Source organism: Nitrosomonas sp. Nm51, assembly GCF_900111165.1.
Taxonomy (GTDB): Bacteria; Pseudomonadota; Gammaproteobacteria; order Burkholderiales; family Nitrosomonadaceae; genus Nitrosomonas.
Genome location: NZ_FOGH01000005.1, coordinates 25,055 through 40,412 on the forward strand (window position 1 = coordinate 25,055; position 15,358 = coordinate 40,412).

At 48.8% G+C, this 15,358-nt stretch carries 13 protein-coding genes; 2 read left to right on the top strand and 11 right to left on the bottom strand.

Annotated features, from left to right (window positions below; translation table 11 throughout):
* Nucleotide 1: 1 nt before the first annotated feature.
* The gene (locus BMY60_RS03360) at nucleotides 2-1,804 is read right to left on the bottom strand and encodes a thiamine pyrophosphate-requiring protein (protein ID WP_090331211.1); all 1,803 of its coding nucleotides are present in this window, start codon (nucleotides 1,802-1,804) and stop codon (nucleotides 2-4) included.
* A 190-nt stretch (nucleotides 1,805-1,994) separates the two neighbouring features.
* Nucleotides 1,995-2,414: a hypothetical protein gene (locus tag BMY60_RS03365; protein ID WP_090331213.1), complete on the bottom strand. Its 420-nt coding sequence runs from the start codon at nucleotides 2,412-2,414 to the stop codon at nucleotides 1,995-1,997.
* 757 nt (nucleotides 2,415-3,171) lie between these two features.
* On the opposite strand from BMY60_RS03365, the gene BMY60_RS03375 reads away from it, so the two are divergent.
* Nucleotides 3,172-3,414: a hypothetical protein gene (locus tag BMY60_RS03375; protein WP_143057342.1), complete on the top strand. Its 243-nt coding sequence runs from the start codon at nucleotides 3,172-3,174 to the stop codon at nucleotides 3,412-3,414.
* Here BMY60_RS03375 and BMY60_RS03380 read toward each other — a convergent pair.
* From BMY60_RS03380 to BMY60_RS03400, 5 genes are all read right to left on the bottom strand, one after another.
* Nucleotides 3,411-5,366 carry an eCIS core domain-containing protein gene (locus tag BMY60_RS03380; RefSeq protein WP_218141611.1) on the bottom strand — a complete coding sequence of 652 codons (1,956 nt, stop codon included), beginning with the start codon at nucleotides 5,364-5,366 and terminating at the stop codon, nucleotides 3,411-3,413. The two genes, BMY60_RS03375 and BMY60_RS03380, sit on opposite strands and share 4 nt — an antisense overlap.
* Before the next feature lie 47 nt (nucleotides 5,367-5,413).
* On the bottom strand, nucleotides 5,414-6,019 hold the full coding sequence (locus BMY60_RS03385; protein ID WP_090331217.1) for a class I SAM-dependent methyltransferase: 606 nt from the start codon (nucleotides 6,017-6,019) through the stop codon (nucleotides 5,414-5,416).
* A gap of 59 nt (nucleotides 6,020-6,078) precedes the next feature.
* A complete protein-coding gene (locus BMY60_RS03390; RefSeq protein ID WP_090331219.1) occupies nucleotides 6,079-7,356 on the bottom strand; it encodes an O-acetylhomoserine aminocarboxypropyltransferase/cysteine synthase family protein in 1,278 nt (425 codons plus the stop codon).
* 100 nt (nucleotides 7,357-7,456) lie between these two features.
* The gene (locus tag BMY60_RS03395; protein WP_090331220.1) at nucleotides 7,457-7,879 is read right to left on the bottom strand and encodes an acyl-CoA thioesterase; all 423 of its coding nucleotides are present in this window, start codon (nucleotides 7,877-7,879) and stop codon (nucleotides 7,457-7,459) included.
* A 63-nt stretch (nucleotides 7,880-7,942) separates the two neighbouring features.
* A complete protein-coding gene (locus BMY60_RS03400) occupies nucleotides 7,943-8,863 on the bottom strand; it encodes a sulfotransferase domain-containing protein (RefSeq protein ID WP_090331319.1) in 921 nt (306 codons plus the stop codon).
* A gap of 777 nt (nucleotides 8,864-9,640) precedes the next feature.
* Between BMY60_RS03400 and BMY60_RS03405 the strand changes: the two genes are divergently transcribed.
* A complete protein-coding gene (locus BMY60_RS03405; RefSeq protein WP_090331222.1) occupies nucleotides 9,641-10,450 on the top strand; it encodes a ferritin-like domain-containing protein in 810 nt (269 codons plus the stop codon).
* A 33-nt stretch (nucleotides 10,451-10,483) separates the two neighbouring features.
* Here the strand turns inward: BMY60_RS03405 and BMY60_RS03410 are convergent, their stop codons facing one another.
* From BMY60_RS03410 to pmbA, 4 genes are all read right to left on the bottom strand, one after another.
* Complete coding sequence (locus BMY60_RS03410; RefSeq protein WP_090331223.1) at nucleotides 10,484-11,728, bottom strand: EAL and HDOD domain-containing protein; 1,245 nt, start codon at nucleotides 11,726-11,728, stop codon at nucleotides 10,484-10,486.
* Between the two features lie 214 nt (nucleotides 11,729-11,942).
* Nucleotides 11,943-13,229, bottom strand: a complete 1,287-nt coding sequence (locus BMY60_RS03415; protein ID WP_090331224.1) for a TRAP transporter large permease — start codon at nucleotides 13,227-13,229, stop codon at nucleotides 11,943-11,945.
* Complete coding sequence (locus BMY60_RS03420) at nucleotides 13,226-13,777, bottom strand: TRAP transporter small permease subunit (protein WP_090331226.1); 552 nt, start codon at nucleotides 13,775-13,777, stop codon at nucleotides 13,226-13,228. The genes BMY60_RS03415 and BMY60_RS03420 overlap by 4 nt, the downstream gene beginning before the upstream one ends.
* Nucleotides 13,778-13,789: 12 nt before the next feature.
* A complete protein-coding gene (pmbA, locus tag BMY60_RS03425; protein ID WP_090331228.1) occupies nucleotides 13,790-15,154 on the bottom strand; it encodes a metalloprotease PmbA in 1,365 nt (454 codons plus the stop codon).
* Nucleotides 15,155-15,358: the final 204 nt, after the last annotated feature.

Genomic DNA, 15,358 nt, shown 5'->3' on the forward strand with positions numbered 1-15,358 from the left:
TTTATGTTTTCTCTTGTCTGTGATCCGGTTTCAGACTGTTAAACAATTGCTTGGCTGATGCTCTAATAATCTCGCTGCTGTCCGGATCGCCGTTCAATAGCGAGGACACATAAGCTCTAATCTGGTCAAATGTGATATGCGGCGGCAGTGGCGGTACACTAGGATCGGTGACAGCTTCCAATAAGACGGGCCGGTCGGCAGCCAGCGCCTGATCCCAGGCCGTGCCAATCTGATCGGGATTATCGACCCGAATTCCTCTCAAACCCAATAACTCGGCATAGCGCGCATAAGGAAAGTCCGGAACAATCTGCGACGCTTCAAATTTCGGATCGCCTGCCATTGCCCGCTGCTCCCAGGTAACCTGGTTAAGATCGCCATTGTTCAACACCATCACAATCAGCCGTGGATCGCGCCATTGGCGCCAATAGTGAGCGATAGTGATTAACTCGCTATTACCGTTCATTTGCATTGCGCCATCACCGACCAAGGCAATCACTACCCGCTCAGGGAAAGCAAACTTAGCCGCAATAGCATAGGGCACGCCCGCACCCATACTAGCCAAAGTTCCGGATAGCGATGCCTTCATACCGCGGCGTATTTTCAGATCGCGAGCGTACCAATTGGCCGCCGAGCCGGAATCAGACGCCAGAATACAGTTATCCGGCAGGCGTGGCGATAACTCCCAGAACACGCGCTGCGGGTTGACTGGTTTAGCCGAACTCATGGCGCGCGCTTCCATTACCCCCCACCATTCGGTTACATTTTTTTCAATTGTTTCACGCCAGTTTCGATTGGTCTTCGGTTTTAAAAGCGGGATAAGCGCTCGCAGTGTCGCGGAACTGTCTCCGGTTAAATTCACTTCCATCGGATAGCGTATACCCAGCATAGCCGGGTCGAGGTCAATCTGTACGCCGCGCGCCTGACCTTCCCGGGGTAAAAATTCCGAATAAGGAAAGCGTGAGCCGATCATCAACAGCGTGTCGCAATCGGTCATCATATCCCAGCTTGGACGCGTACCCAGTAAACCGATAGACCCGGTGACGTAGGGCAAATCGTCAGGCAATACCGCTTTGCCCAGTAGCGCCTTAGCGACGCCCGCCCCCAACCGTTCAGCGACTTCAATTATCTCTTCGGTAGCAGCCAATGCACCGGCCCCAACCAGGATCGCGACTTTCTCCCCCTCATTCAGTATTTCGGCAGCGGAATGCAGATCATCTTTAGCCGGCACCACTTGCGGCGAACTAAAACCGCTACCCGAGTGAACCGTACCATGCACACGCGGCGGGGTCTCAACCGCGTCCAGCTCCTGCACATCGTTTGGAACGATTACACAGGTAACGGTACGCTCGGACTGCGCAATGCGCAAAGCCCGGTCAACGATATGGCGTGTTTGTGCAGGTACTATAAGGCTGTGCACATAATCGCCCGCCACATCTTTAAACAGATTGTTCAGATCGACTTCCTGTTGGTAACTACCGCCCAGCGATGCACGCGCCTGCTGACCGACAATGGCGACCACCGGTTGATGGTCCAGCTTGGCGTCATATAAACCGTTCAACAGATGAACTGCGCCGGGACCTGACGTGGCGATGCACACGCCTACTTCACCGGTAAACTTGGCATGTGCACATGCCATGAAAGCAGCCATTTCCTCGTGCCGGGCCTGGACATACTCAAAACGGTCCAAGGCGCGATTCAGCGCGCCATAAATACCGTTAATACCGTCCCCAGGAAAACCATAAATGCGTGTGATACCCCAGTCGGAAAGACGCTGCAGCAAAAAATCACTGACTGTATTACTCATACGGCCACTCCTTGTTAACGCAGCAATAAGTCACAGAAAGAATCAAACAACTCACCCGAACCGGTTCTTATCGATGCAGCCTTAACTTTACAAAGCATGTATCTGGAGAGACTGTCATCTTTCTATTTTTAAACTGAACAGGGGTTTCGTTACCTTGTTCATTGTTACTCTCCTTCATTAAATTGGCATATCACATATTCGAGGAGGCTCTTGCGTCTGGATAAATTAAAACAACTACATTATGGCAACCGTCCAGATCGATATCATTAAAAAAAAGCTCGCCTGTAAATCTTTTTCCATTAAAACTGCAGAGTTTAAACCTGTAACCAATACGAGAGAGAAAACGCAAAAAGGTGTTAACGCGATCTTTGCTTTTTTCCAGCAAATCAACTTTTCCTAAGGCCAATATCACTTTTGAAATATGTAGTTTATGACGTTGTTTTGCAGGGAAATTCAGCAATTTTTCCGCTTCCTTATTGACATAAAGTATCTTCCCGTCACCTGAAAGCATAAGCATTGCAGGTATAGCACAACTGCGTGTTATGTTGCAGTCTTTGACCTGAGTTAAATCACAAGCTCTCTCTGCTTTATCAACTGATAGAGTAGTCATTGAATCTCCTCCTTTTCTGTTACCAATCAATCTTTCAAATTCATACACAACACCGGGTTTTATAATTCAGCGCTGCAAACTGCATTTACTACAATGCTACGATTTTGCAAATCAGCTGAACTGTGTCCGGACTTTGTTGCATGTTGTAAATGGCGATTGTTCTCGACATTTAGAAAGTGGTTCTAAAGCTTCCATCTTGTCCTCCCAATAAATTAACGGAGTTGATCTTGATGAAACTAAGAAAAGGCCTAAGAAAAGGCCTAAGAAAAGGCTTTATTGATATTGTTGATGAAGGTTTTATTGATATTGTGTTTTAGCTAATTCTTGCAAGCAAACCCAATAATAAACGTTCCAGTGTCAAAAAAATGTCAAGAAAATGTTAAAAAATGCTAAAAACCAATTTATGTTGGTATCGATTTACAATTACCCCATTACGGTTGAAAACCGGTAATCATCCAGCCGGCTGCCGCCGGAGGGAATAAAGTCTCATGGTTCGAACCAATTTTATCGACTGAAGACGAGATGAGATTTTGCGGCACAGACCTGCATTTAAACGGCAGTTTTATTGTGATTACTGACGAGGAAGACCGGCTTGTGCGGCAGCAGACTGCATGCAAAAGAGCGTGTAACAGAAAACACCTCTTGTGCTTAATATGTGATAACGAGCGCGTCAGTTTATGTTCACCGATTTGATGACAACAATACAGTTGCGTTTGGCTTTCCTTTGCCGACAGTACTTCTTTGCCGGTTCGCAATAATGTATCGCAAAACTGGTCGACTCGACATACGCCCATACCAGAAAATGGTTGCCATTTTTGGTGTTGCCGCCGCCTTTCTTCTTGTCGTCGGGGAACCATTGGAACCCGTCATATTATTGCCCGTTAGCGGCATCATTGTGCATGACTGCTGGTGCGGTCAACAAAGGCAACAGCCCATGCTCGCTATTCAAATGTCTTTGGCCGGGCAGGCTCTGGTGGGAGCGCGTAGTTGCCATTTTTAATCTATCCCATTTAACTTCCTGGCTTCGTTATACACTTTTGTGGCTGAAGCTTCCCAGTCACTTACGTTGATTGGGCCAAATTTTAAGTGCCGCTGTTCGACCACGCCGCCACTTTCTCTGTTAGCACCGGAGCTTCCGATTTCTTCCGGATTAATGGTTTTGCTTTGTCCCCAGGCAATAGCCGGATCCATACCGGAAATCGCACCCTCCAGCCAGACTTTTGTTTTTGGATCGGTTTTTCCTGGAATAATAGCCTTATCAGGCTCCGCTCCTGAAACGGCTATCATTTTATTATAAATATTGTCTTTATGCGTTGTTAGAGCCGCTTGTGATGCAGCATTCAATGTACTGTTTCTTATCACGCTCAATTGACTTCGAACCAGAAATGGGACGCGATTCTTATCCAGTATTTCTGCATCTATCTTGCTCAGGGAATTTGCAGCGAGATACTGCGCCACTAAAGCCAGATATCCCTCCACTTTTTTTACTTCGCCTAGCGTAGAGATGCCGTTAAGCTTTATAGTTTCTGCTGCGACTTGCTTGGCTAACTCGAGTATTCTTTTGCTAAATAGCACGTTATCTTCCCCGCCAAGAAAGTCGTCTTTTATTTTATTGTCGAACATTGATGTGATACCTTCCATCCGAACCGCAAATGTTGCCTGTCCTACACCACGTTTGCCCGCACCTTGCATCTCCCCCCCGCCTAAAAGATATTCACTGTCGGAACTTGGAAATTTAGTTTGAGTACCAGCAGGGAATTTATCAATATGCGCTTTAGCATTTTTTACATTGGCCAGGAATGTGGTCTCGTCTTTATATTCTTCTTCCGCGTCTATGACATACTCAACAATCGATTCGACATCCAGAATTTTCATTCCACCGTGGTCCTCCACGACATGGAAGCCCGCGCCGTCATGAATATGAACATCCGGCCCTAATTTTGGGTCCACCAGCTTGTAATAACTGTCAATCATAGTCTCGACTTTTTCGCCAGGGGTTCCAAATGGCAAACCGACTTCAAACTCAAATCCCACTTTGCGTTGTACCGATGGTCGTTGTCCTGGGAGAGTATCAATTAGACTGGATATTTTTTGAGGTTTCGCATCGGAGTCATGCAGAATATCAGACTCGGCTGATTCGGACGCTTTCTGAACAGCGGCGGCGCCCATCACATCCGCTTCACGCTCCAGCCCCTGATCATCATTCACCGGCACGCCTTCTTTCAGTTGCATCGTTGGTTGAACCCGCCCCTGCGCCTGCTGCACCACATGCCAGGCCTCGTGCGGCAAATGCTGTTCCTGCCCCGGAGCCAGATGTATATCGGTGCCTTGCGCATACGCAAGTGCATTCAGTTGCGCCGGCTTGCCGGAATTGTAATGTACGCGTACATTGTCCATGGAAATGCCGGAAAGTGACTCGATACCGGACTTGAGATTATCCGGCAGGCCGGTGTTGTTCGATGGCGATGGCGCCGCATGTGCTTCCTCGCGCTGTACCGGCGCGCCGGAACCGGATTTGCCCTGCAGCGGTTCTTCTTCCTCCATCTTTTGTACGGCGATGAATTTCCTTTGCAGCAATTCTTCGTCCTCTACGCGCTGCACGGTGTCAAATTTTCCTTGCAACGGCTCCTCTTCCTGCATCCGCTGCGCCGGATCGAACCGTCCCTGCAACAGATCTTCTTCGGGCATGCGCTGCAACTGCGCCGCAGCATCGCTTGCGTAATTGAACAGCTTTCTTTGCGCAAGCATGCGGGGACTGGTATGAATTGACGCAATCATTTTTCGCTGCGCGGTCATTTTCGGGGCGGCAGCAATGCCTGCGATAAGCTGACGCTGCGCAAGAACATCAGGACGGTTATCTGTGAAGTCAGGCGTTTTAACTGCATGGCGGTCATCAGCAGTGCTGTTGCTATGACGCCGCTGTTCCGAATCTGGCGATACGACGCGTTTCATGCCTTCCTCCGTTTGTTTGGCACTAACTGACTATAAAGCGATTAGCGTTACCGGTACATAAACACGGTAAAATCGTCAGCCAGATAGTCGTTACGCATAACCACGTGTGACGACAACGTACGGCAATACGCAAGTATTTTGTCACGATCATGGCCGATAAGCAAATCATGGCGCGGGAAACGCGCCTTGTCCAGCATGTTAAACGCAACAGCAATTTTCGCAATGCAATACAACTTGTGAATCATGTCAGCATAATAATTGCTGGTGTTGCTTCGGTACCCGAGCGCGCCACTGGCAAGCACGTAATCCATCTGCGGCAATTCGGCAGTAGTGAAATCGGTTTGAAAAAACTGCGTGCGGGGATAACCGGCATAACGCGCACGGGCTTCACGCACGAATTCCGGCTGCTGATCGATACCGATATAGTCAACATCGGTGTAACGCAGATCAAGACAGGCTTTCAAATCGCCGTAGCCGCAACCGACATCCAGTACGCTCGCACCGCCTAGATCGCCCACATCGGCGAGCGCTTCAAAGCGCTTTTTCTGGTTGTCTGCACTGCGCCAACCGAGCGACTCGGCGGTACCATGCCGGTATTGCTCCACCCTGTGGCGATGATAGTGCATGATGGTGGCTTTTTCGATTAAATCCATGGCCGTTAATGTCAACGAGCAAAGAATCCCCTTCTGCAAGCCGTCACAGCGGCGAGCTATTAACCGGATGTCGCGGCTAATGCCTGCTCGATATCGCCGATAATATCGTCAATATGCTCAATACCGATTGACAAGCGCACCAGATCCTGACGCACCCCGGCGGCCGCCAGCTCAGCCTCATTTAACTGCCGGTGCGTGGTTGAAGCGGGATGGCAGGCCAGAGACTTGGCATCCCCGATATTCACCAGACGCAGAATCATGTTCAGTGCGTCAATAAACTGCACACCGGCATCGAATCCGCCTTTAATACCAAAACTCAAAATGCCTGATGCTTTTCCACCGGTGATTTTCTGACAGATCTGATAATATGGACTATCCGGCAGTGCCGCATAATTTACCCATTCGATCTTGTTGTGATTTTGCAGATACGCCGCCACTTTTTCTGTGTTTTCACAATGCCGGTCCATGCGCAGTCCCAATGTTTCGAGACCTTGCAAAATCAGGAACGCATTAAAAGGCGATAAAGCAGCGCCCATATTTCTCAGCGGCACGACACGACAGCGCCCAATATACGCCGCCGCACCCAATGCTTCGGTATAAATCACGCCATGGTATGACGGATCCGGCTCGTTTAGCATTTTGAATTTGTCTTTATTGGCAACCCAGTCAAACCGGCCGGAATCGATGATGGCGCCGCCAATACAGGTACCATGCCCGCCGATATATTTGGTCAGCGAGTGCACAATGATGTCTGCCCCCAGTTCAAACGGGCGGCATAAATACGGTGTCGCAACGGTATTATCGACAATCAGCGGAACGCCATACTCGTGCGCAATGGTTGCCAGACGTTCAATGTCAACCACATTTCCTGCAGGGTTGCCGATTGATTCACAAAAAACGGCGCGGGTATTCGCATCAATCGCTTTCTCGATCGCATCAAAATCTTCATGCGACACCATGCGGACATCAATTCCCTGCCTGGGCAGGGAATGTGCAAAAAGATTATACGTGCCGCCATACAACTGGCTGATACTGACAATATTCGTACCCGCGTCACAAATACAATGAATCGCATCAGTGATCGCCGCCATGCCGGAAGCCACTGCCAGCGCGCCGACACCGCCTTCCATCGCCGCCAGACGCTGTTCCAGCACGGCGGTGGTTGGATTCATGATGCGCGTGTAAATATTCCCTTCCACTTTCAGGTCAAAAAGATCCGCGCCATGCTGCGTGTCTTTGAATGTGAAGGAAGTGGTCTGATAAATCGGCACTGCAGCGGCACGGGTTGTCGGCTCAGACACATACGCATGATGCAAGGCCAGGGTTTCAAGTTTCATGGTGTTTTCTCTGCTTTAAAGTATTGTATTGGAAATTTCTCTGCCGAAGAATGGATAATCGTATAAAAAGCAGGCAAGACTCACGCCGGTGCGCACGCATTTACGGTTGCGGCACCACCCTGGGACACCGGTTGTCGTCGATGGCCACATAGGTGAGTTCGGCTTCGGTGACTTTAATACAGATTTCCTCGCGGCCTTCACGCACGCCACGCTGCGCATATACCGCCACAGCCACGGTGATCGATGTGCGGCCTATCCGGATAATGTCGGCGTAAAAACTGACAAGATCGCCAACCAGAACCGGCTGCTTGAAGACAAACGAATTGACGGCCACCGTGGCGACCCGTCCATGTGCGCGCCGAATGGCCGGTATCGTACCTGCAATATCGACCTGCGACATGATCCAGCCGCCGAAAATATCGCCCGCGTGATTGGTGTCAGACGATTTGGGCACCATACGCAGCACCGGCTGACCTTCCGGCAGGGAAACATGAAGTACGGGACCTCTGGTTTTATCATCCATAACGATTTTCTGCCATTATGTTGATTATTGGAATGTTGTTGAACTGACGGCTGCGTATGTTTGTCAAAACGATCCGCCTTTTTCCAGCCATGTTTTGCTTTCGTCGGTCAGAACACGTTTACATGCGGCTTCATAAAACGCCAGCTCATTCTCTGACAGCACATCGCGCCAGCGCCCGTTTGTGCCTTTATGCAGGAAAGCCGCTGCGCCGCCCTTCCAGAGCTGGCCGCCAGCCGGCGCATACAAATCACCCTGTTGTTTCATTTCGGCAAATGACACGGCTTTGACGATAGCATCCCAGGCATGATCCGGCACGTCAATTTCAAGAAATGCCGCCATGCGCCGAATTTCACGTTCCGGGTCAACCAGCATATCGCCGTAATGAAACAGCGCGATATTCGTTAAATGCCGGTAAGGCCACCAGGACTGCACGTTGGACAAATGCGACCAGTACGGCCAGCCATCGTTTTCCCATGCAAAGGAACCGCGCGTTATCCAGTTTTTCCAGAATACATGTATATCATCCGGAGGCGGCAAAAGCGCGTCGCCCTGCCGGCCAGGCAGGTGGTTCATCAGCATTAATGTCTCGTCTTTCATCGTTGAATAATGATTCCATAATGACATGAATACATCACGGGCATCGCGGGCGATATAAAGATATTTGGTATTTTCACGATACGGCAGTCCATCGAGCGGCAGATGCGTTTTGATGAAACGGCGGTGCTGCTGTGCTTTCAGCTTGTTCAAAACCACTTCGAGCGGAATGATCCGCATATCCAGCCACGGCGACATGTCAAATGGCGCCGCAGGAAAACGGCCATCAGGAAAAAGCAGATGCGCGATTATAGCCTGCGTCCATGTCGTCCCTGCTTTGTACGAAGTTGCAATCACGATATCATCGTGCCGCGGCTCGAAATAATCCCATCGGGTACTGTCCATATGGTGGTTTTGATAAACCCGGGTGCGCTGGGGCAGACTGCTCATTGTGTATGTCTCTTTTGTTTGAAAAATCTGAAGCAATTTAATGGAAAATCCCCGGTCAGGCAAATATCTCAATGGCTGACAAAGGGAGCTTCGTCAAACCAGATTGTGTTTAATGCAACGATCCCAGTTTTTGGAGTAAATGCTGTTTATCCGCTTCATACGCGTCAAGCTCTGCATCAAGAAAAGGTTTTTTGTGGATGCAGCATTCATAACCGTATTTAACCCAATATTGCATCAGTACGCAGGTAAGGGTTGTTCCCTTTTCAAGTACTGTAACACAGTTGCAGAACAACGTGGTAACGCCCTGTGGGTGAGTTTTTCAGCGCCCATGGATTGCGTTGTGCCTTGCCATGTACACTGACAAGCGCATTGAACCCGGCAATATCATATTGATAGAGTACTAAGCACAGCGGCATGAATGCCGCAAGTAAAAATGATTCTCAGCTACATCGGCAAGTCAAGTGAAAGAACTTCTGTCAACCTTTATTTTGGCCTGGCATCGAGCGCGGCGCTTCATTGATGTTCCTGCAAACGGTTCATCCACAATGAAATCAATTCGCAATTCAAGTTTCCAGTATTTGGCTACGAAAAGCCTCACTTCAAATACCGTCACCGCTTATCGGCTATCCGTTAACCACGTTGTTGACTGAGCACGCTCTGAAAAACATTGTAAACGCCCTTTTTCCCGGCGGCAGTTCGGGCTGATATACTCGCATGATTAAAAACTTTTTTAATAACACGCGAAAAAATGCAACTTTTCCATCTCCGACAATCGCCATGAAGTCGCTTTTTGATGCAGCAGGATGCTGTTTGAATGCCAGCGAGATCGACCAAAAACTGCATTTGACCGGACAAACCGCCCGTATGTGGCATCAGGGCTTATTATCGATCAACTCCAGGCGCGAACCAGACCCCATAGGCGAACCCGGACGTCCGGCCAGACCCGATCTGGTACGGCCCGGCAATGTACCCAAACGCCGCCTTGGCACAAAGGCCGGGCTGATTGCACTGGTTCATGCTGTCGCACATATTGAGTTCAACGCCATCAATCTTGCCTGGGATGCGGTGTATCGCTTCCGGCAGCTTCCCGCGCAGTATTACAACGACTGGATACGCGTTGCCTGCGAGGAAGCTTATCACTTCCAGTTATTGCGAAAACGGCTGAATGAACTGGAGCACGATTATGGGGATTTTCCGGCCCATAACGGTTTGTGGGAAATGGCCAGAAAAACCGCTTTTGATCCGATGGTGCGTATGGCGCTGGTGCCGCGCGTGCTGGAAGCCAGGGGACTGGATGTAACACCAGGCATTATCAATCGCCTGCGTGCCGCTGGAGAGGAAAGAACCGTTGCAATACTGGAGATCATCCTGCGCGATGAAATCGGGCATGTAAAAATCGGTTCGCACTGGTATCGGTATTTTTGCAATCAGCGCGCATTGAATGCGGACCGCACATTCCGCGACTTACTTGATCAATATTACTCGGGTCAGTTATCGGGTCCTTTTCATTATGAAGCAAGACAACGGGCAGGTTTTACTGACGCAGAGTTGAGGACGCTTGAATGCATGGAAAACCGAAAAACCTAGCCCAATGGGATAGACATTATCGCTTACCGGTTTTCAGTCCGTTGAGTTGACCATATCGTTAATACGATTTGCCCAGACCAGCGCTTCCAGTTCCAGTTGGGTGAAATCGGTCAAATTAAGAAATCCCAGTTCGGACAGTATCGATGAAACCGTCTCGAATTCACCGATTTCATGCGCTTCTATCAATGCCAGTTGGCGGCCCAAATAGCCTCGCCTCGACAACAGGGCATCGCTCATATCTTTCTGAATACTCAGCGTCTTAACGAGTTCGGACATTTTCATACCCAACAGTGTATCAAGTAACGATAACACGCCGACCATGAAGGCGCGGTCCTGATGATTTTTATCATGCGGACGGTCGGCAATGGCAATGAGTTCGAGTAATTTGCCGCGTACGGATGCTGTTTGAATGAGCGCATCGGAGGCGCTGCCATCTTTTTGCTTCGCGGTATAGAGCAGGATCTGCACCCATCTCTGAAGCTGTGTTCTGCCCAGAATCATGATGGCTCTTTTAATTGAATTAACCGTTCTGGTCGAACCCGATGCGGCAGAATTCACCATGCGCAACAGATTGTAACTTAACCCCGGCTGATACTTGAGTTCGTTCTCAATTTCAGCAACTTCACTGTCTTTAACAACGAGCAGCAGCAATTTTAACAACGCTAATTTTGACGGGTCGATACGTTTTCCGGCAATAATTTCGGGCCTTGCAAAATAAAAGCCCTGCAGCATATTAAAACCCAGACCGACACATCTCTTCGCTGTTTCCCGGTTTTCAACTTTCTCCGCCAGCAACAGGACTGGCCACCGTTTCAGTTTTCTGATCAGTCCGGTTAATTCCTTATTCTCCAGCCCGCTTACGTTGACTTTTACGACACTAACCACTGGCATCAGGCGATCCAGGCGCTCATCGAAACGAACCACACCGGACAGAGCGATTTGATAGCCTTTACGCTTTATTTCCTTGCACCGTGCAATGATGACATCGTCAATTTCTACATTTCTTAGGATTTCGAACACGATATGCTTTTTAGGCAGCAAAAACACGGCGTCGCTCATTATAAATTTAGCGTCCACTTTGATGAATCCGCGCCGTTTACCCATGACATTTTCAATACCCAGTTGCCCGTAAGTATCGATAATCACATTGGCCGACGCAGCACGATTATCGGTCACATGCACTTTATTCAGTTGATTGGAACGAAACAAGAGCTCGAATGCCACGATATTCTGTTTATTGTCCAGTATCGGTAGCCTGCCTAGAAATACCTCATTCATTGTTTATCCTGTATACGCGCAATCTGTTCTGCATCGTTGCGTTTTAGCGTTTCGACCCTGTCTATCTGTTGAAGCTGTACTATTTGACACAGAACAAGCGATTCATTGATATCGAGCGAAAGTCTAACCGATAACCAACAAAAGCGATTTCCAGTTTAGGGAATGTTTACACCTTTATTTAGCTGTTTCGACGCAGCGTGTTAACGGTTGCGTTTTATAAAAACACCCGCACAATTCCCGGAAACAGCATGACCAGCCCCAATGCAATCAACTGCAAAAGAATAAACGGTATTACGCCGCGGTAGATATGCGGTGTGCGGATTGATAGCGGAGCAACACCACGCAGATAAAACAGTGAGAATCCAAACGGCGGGGTTAGAAAAGAAGCCTGCAGATTCAGCGCGATAAGAATACCGAACCAGAGTGGATCAATATCCAGTTTCAGCAGAACAGGTGCAATCATGGGAACGAAAATATAAGCGATCTCTACAAAATCAATAAAAAATCCCAGTAGAAAAATGGCAATCATCATCAAAACAACAAAGCCCCACTGACCGCCCGGCAGATAATCCAGAATTTTCTCAACCGCTTCATCTCCGCCGGTATAGGTAAAAACCATGGAAAAGAATGTCGCGCCTGCGAGGATGGTAAACACCATGGCGCTGATTTTTGTAGTCTCCATCGCAACCTGATGCAACGCAGAGACGCGCAAACTGCCGCCAAGCACCGCAAGAATAATTGCACCGGCAGCGCCCATTGCCGCTGACTCAGTCGGCGTGGCAACACCTGCTATTACAGTACCAAGTACCGCCGTCACCAGCGTCAACGCGGGCACAATTGCCATGAATGCCTGCCAGTACTGCTTTATACCGACCTTGGAAGTCCGCGGTATGGCCGGTGCGGCTTCCCCCTTAAAGTAGGCTGCCGCAAGGCAGTAAATAATATAGAGCAGAACCAGCAACAGGCCGGGCAGCAATGCAGCGCGGTAAAAATCACCCACAGGCTGATGCAAAACATCACCCAGAATAATCAGCACAATTGAAGGCGGAATAATCTGCCCCAACGTACCTGAGGCGCAAATCACACCACTGGCCAGTTGCTGATCATAGCTGTACTTCAGCATGACTGGTAACGCAATCAAACCCATGGTTACAACTGAAGCCCCTACAACACCGGTCGACGCAGCCAGTAACATACCGACAACAACCGTGGAAACCGCCAGCCCCCCGCGGACATGTCCAAACAGCAATCCCATTGATTCAAGCATCCTCTCTGCGATGCCGGATTTCTCCAGGACAAGCCCCATGAAAATAAAAAGCGGCACCGCCATCAGCGTAATATTGGTCATGATCGCATGCAAGCGGTATGCAACCAGCATAAACAGATCAAGCCCTTCAGCGTATAACCCGAAAAAAACAGCCACGCCGCCAAATGTAAAAGCCACAGGATAGCCCAGTGTCAGCATCAACAAGCAGACAACAAACATGACCAAAGCGATCATAGTTTTTCCGTGTACACTGGCTTACTATTGTTTGATTCCACCGGATCGCCCGCAAGCAAGCGGATATTTCGTGAAATGACCGCGAACGACTGAATTAGAACAAGAAAATAACCAAATGGAAGTAATGCTTTGAATGCAAACCGGTATGGCAGCCCGCCCGGATCGTTGGACACCTCCCGTACTGCATACGAATAGGCGACAAAATCAAATGCGCTGTACAGAATCAATGTACACATCGGAATGACAAAAAATACCGTCCCGAAGATATCGACCGCAGCTTGCTTGCGTTTGGACATTTTTTCGTACAGTACGTCAACCCGCACATTCGCATTTTCACGCATGGTATACGCTGCACCCAGCAAAAATACAGCCGCAAACAAATGCCACTCCAGTTCCTGCATCGCAATGGAACCGGACTCGAATAAATAGCGTGCTATCACATCGACGAACACGACGGCGAGCATGAGTATGCACAACCAACCGGCAAGCCAGCCAAATGCCCCCGATATTCGATCTATAAATTGCTCGAATTTACGCAATGACCGCATATCCGGTATCGTTTAACCACCCGCTACAGTCATGCGATTAATCAAAATAGAGCCGCATTGTTTGGAACCGCGTACGATAATATCGTTGCCGACCGCTGCTATACCCTGGAACATATCTTTCAGATTACCGGCAATTGTAATTTCCTCGACGGGATAACAGACTTCTCCATTTTCCACCCAATAGCCCGAGGCACCGCGCGAATAATCACCAGTCACGGTATTAATGCCATGTCCCATTAACTCGGTAACCAGCAACCCTGTGTTCATTTGTTCTAGCATAGCGTCAAAACTTAAGGAGTCACCATTATCAATGATCAGATTATGTACGCCTCCGGCATTTCCGGTGGTCTGCATATCCAGTTTTCGTGCCGAGTAACTGCTCAAAAAATAGCCTTGTACAACACCATTCTCGACCACATTCCGCTCCGTTGTCGCAACACCCTCATCATCGAAAACGCTACTGGCCAGTCCCTTGGGCAAATGCGGTAATTCACGAATATTGATATCGGAAGCAAATACCCGCTGTCCCTTACTGTTAAGTAAAAAAGATGATTTACGGTAAAGATTACCGCCGCTGACCGCTGATGCAAAATGCCCGAGCAAACTTGCGGCAACCGGCGCTTCAAACAAAACAGGAACTTCACACGTGGCAATCTGACGCGCACCCAGACGTGCAACGGTGCGTTCTCCGGCCTTTTTTCCAATTTGCTCGATAGCTTCCAGATCATGAACAGCACGCGCTACGCTGTACCAGTAATCCCGTTGTTTTGCATCGCTTTGCTCCGCAATCGCCACGCAACTCACACTATGCCGCGAATAAGGATATCCACCAACAAACCCCAGGCTGTTGGCATATACAAATTGTGATTCATCTGTTGATATACTCGCGCCCTCAGAGTTGGTAATCCGTTTATCCACGGTGAAAGCAGCCTGTTCACAACTTTTCGCCAATACAATGGCTTTTTCTACAGACAGATCCCAGGGATGATACAAATCCAGATCAGGAAAAGTTTCAGCCAACAGCGCTGCATCTGCCAGACCCGCACAATCATCCTCTGCTGTATGCCGTGCTATCGACAAGGCGGCATTAACCGTATCGCTAATCGCTTGCGGTGAAAAATCGGATGTGCTGGCATTTCCACGCTTTTGTCCAATATATACCGTTACCGTAAGCCCTTTGTCACGGTTATACTCAATGGTTTCAACTTCATTTTTACGGATTGTTACCGTTTGCCCGAAACCATCGGACACATGCGCTTCACTAGCGCTGGCACCGCCACGCTTGGCATGATCCAGGATATCCTGGGCTATTTGTTCAAGTCTGGAAAAAGTATTAGAAAAACGGGTTTGTGTGTTCTTTGCAGATAACGTATTCATAAAAATTCACTTAGCTGCCGATTAAAGCATTTAAAATTGTTATTAAATTACTGCCATTCATTGAAGCCCTGAGCACAAGCTATGGCATGGATAGGAAATCGCCCAAAAATCATATTCATTTTTTGCTAACGCAGCATGCGGGACTTATTTTTATATTCAATTGAATGAAGGATTATACGCAATATTGTTGAATCAGACCGTATC

Excerpts from the sequence above, each read along its gene's own strand:
- BMY60_RS03360 (WP_090331211.1), bottom strand. The coding sequence starts at position 1,804 with ATGAGTAATACAGTCAGTGATTTTTTGCTGCAGCGTCTTTCCGACTGG.
- BMY60_RS03365 (WP_090331213.1), bottom strand. The coding sequence starts at position 2,414 with ATGACTACTCTATCAGTTGATAAAGCAGAGAGAGCTTGTGATTTAACT.
- BMY60_RS03375 (WP_143057342.1), top strand. The coding sequence starts at position 3,172 with ATGTATCGCAAAACTGGTCGACTCGACATACGCCCATACCAGAAAATG.
- BMY60_RS03380 (WP_218141611.1), bottom strand. The coding sequence starts at position 5,366 with ATGAAACGCGTCGTATCGCCAGATTCGGAACAGCGGCGTCATAGCAAC.
- BMY60_RS03385 (WP_090331217.1), bottom strand. The coding sequence starts at position 6,019 with ATGGATTTAATCGAAAAAGCCACCATCATGCACTATCATCGCCACAGG.
- BMY60_RS03390 (WP_090331219.1), bottom strand. The coding sequence starts at position 7,356 with ATGAAACTTGAAACCCTGGCCTTGCATCATGCGTATGTGTCTGAGCCG.
- BMY60_RS03395 (WP_090331220.1), bottom strand. The coding sequence starts at position 7,879 with ATGGATGATAAAACCAGAGGTCCCGTACTTCATGTTTCCCTGCCGGAA.
- BMY60_RS03400 (WP_090331319.1), bottom strand. The coding sequence starts at position 8,863 with ATGAGCAGTCTGCCCCAGCGCACCCGGGTTTATCAAAACCACCATATG.
- BMY60_RS03405 (WP_090331222.1), top strand. The coding sequence starts at position 9,641 with ATGAAGTCGCTTTTTGATGCAGCAGGATGCTGTTTGAATGCCAGCGAG.
- BMY60_RS03410 (WP_090331223.1), bottom strand. The coding sequence starts at position 11,728 with ATGAATGAGGTATTTCTAGGCAGGCTACCGATACTGGACAATAAACAG.
- BMY60_RS03415 (WP_090331224.1), bottom strand. The coding sequence starts at position 13,229 with ATGATCGCTTTGGTCATGTTTGTTGTCTGCTTGTTGATGCTGACACTG.
- BMY60_RS03420 (WP_090331226.1), bottom strand. The coding sequence starts at position 13,777 with ATGCGGTCATTGCGTAAATTCGAGCAATTTATAGATCGAATATCGGGG.
- pmbA (WP_090331228.1), bottom strand. The coding sequence starts at position 15,154 with ATGAATACGTTATCTGCAAAGAACACACAAACCCGTTTTTCTAATACT.